The 2,049-nt window shown below is 30.6% G+C and carries 2 protein-coding genes; both read left to right on the forward strand.

Annotated elements, in window-relative coordinates:
* Positions 1-492 precede the first annotated feature (492 nt).
* Entirely contained in the window at positions 493-846 is a 354-nt protein-coding gene (locus U9R42_11755; protein MEA3496698.1) for a hypothetical protein, read from the forward strand.
* Between the two features lie 294 nt (positions 847-1,140).
* Positions 1,141-1,920 carry an SDR family oxidoreductase gene (locus tag U9R42_11760; GenBank protein MEA3496699.1) on the forward strand — a complete coding sequence of 260 codons (780 nt, stop codon included), beginning with the start codon at positions 1,141-1,143 and terminating at the stop codon, positions 1,918-1,920.
* Positions 1,921-2,049: the final 129 nt, after the last annotated feature.

Raw genomic sequence — 2,049 nt, forward strand, 5'->3', positions numbered from 1 at the left:
TGGAGACTGAGGACTGTTTTTGACTACACGTCTTCTGTTTGTCGTGAAGATCTATCCAGTTAGATAATTGGTTATATCGCATCGCGATTGAGGGACTGCTGACTCAACATAATTTAAACTGTGATAAAATATCGAATACCGACCGCGTTCGCTGTAGCTTTAGCGGTTGCGAAACAAGGAATTATGAATAATGAAGTTTGCTGACATACAAAAGTTGCTCTGCGTAAGCTTTTTTTTCAATCGTTTTTCTGACTTCCAACTGCTAAGAGAAAATGCTTAGTCTCCGGCACACAAAGCTCAAGATTGAAGACTACCAATAGTGAGGGGAATTTTCCATATATAATTAATCAAAAAAAAATGTATTGTAAATACCTTGTAATCAGATTTTAAGTATGAATAATAAAAATAGTAATAATTTTTTGTAACAAAAATTGCTAAGAGTTCGTCATAAGATTGAATTTAAAATTTAGTTAAACTTCAAAAAAATAAATCATGAAAAAATTAAGTATCTTTACAATAATAGCAATCTTTCTTTTGACTTCTTTCAGTTCATTTTCTATTAACAAAAATAATGATCAAAGTAAAGCACAGAAGAATGTAAAATTATATGAAATAAAAAAATATAAACCTGTGGAAATAACAATTAAATATAAACTAAAAGATACTTCTACAGTACGCCTTGTTTTGTTTAGTGAAGATGGTGAAGAAATGATAATTCTTGAAGATTCTTTTAAAGAAGCAAAAAAATATTGCTACAAAATAAATACTAAGGACTTAACAAAAAACACTTATTTCTATATTCTTGAAACCGATTATGGAATTTATTCAAAGTCTTTTACACTTTAGGGAAGTTCTATAAAAAATATAACTTTTTTTTAACATTCACTCAATTTTCATATCTTTTGATAAGCAGGATTAACGTCCTGCTTTTTTTTATATAATTTTATGTATTGTCCAATATTCTTTATTTCAAGCTTTAAGCCTTGTTCTTGTTTATAACTATTAGAAAAATAGGCTGAAAGCCTTGTAATACCTGATGCAATTTAAGAACAAAAAAAACAACAGACTGAATTGTGTAACAAATTGATAATTTTTCTTATTTTTGACAAAAAAATATATCACAAAATAAATAAGGACAAAATGAAATTAAAAGGAAAAATTGTATTTATAAGCGGAGCGAGTAGTGGGATAGGAGAAGCAACTGCAAAAGCATTTGCACAGAAAGGTTCAAATTTAATTTTATGTGCAAGAAGAAAAGAAAAACTTGACAAACTTGCTAATGAATTAAAGAAGAAATATAAAATTGATATTTACACTTTTAAACTTGATGTACGTGATAAAAAAGCTGTAGAGAAAAGTATAAATGAATTTCCTGAAAAGTGGAAAAATATTGATGTACTTGTAAATAATGCAGGTTTATCACGAGGACTTGATAAATTACATGAAGGATTAATTCAAGATTGGGAAGAAATGATTGATACCAATGTAAAAGGTCTTTTATACCTTACTCGCATAATAGTTCCAATAATGGTTAAAAATAATAAAGGACACATAATTAATATTGGCTCAACAGCCGGCATTCATGCTTATCCGGGAGGAAATGTATATTGTGCAACAAAAGCCGCTGTGCAGTTCATTAGCAACGGATTAAGACAGGATGTTGTAGATAAAGCCATAAGAGTTACAAATATCCAACCCGGCATGGCAGAAACAGAATTTAGTAATGTACGTTTTCATGGAGATAATAAAAAAGCTGATAGTGTGTATAAAGGAATAAAACCACTACTTGCTGAAGATATAGCCGATATAATTGTTTACACAGCCTCAGTACCTGCTCATGTTCAAATTTGTGAAGTAACAGTAACACCGACTAATCAAGCAACAGGAGGAGTGATTTATAAGGAAGGTAGTTTCAAGTAAGCAGGACGCAAGATACAAGATGCAGGATGCAGGATACAAGATGCAGGATACAAGATGCAGGATACAAGATGCAGGATACAAGATGCAGGATACAAGATGCAGGATACAGGATGCAGGATACAGGATACA

This window comes from Bacteroidota bacterium (genome assembly GCA_034723125.1).
GTDB lineage: Bacteria > Bacteroidota > Bacteroidia > CAILMK01 > JAAYUY01 > JAYEOP01.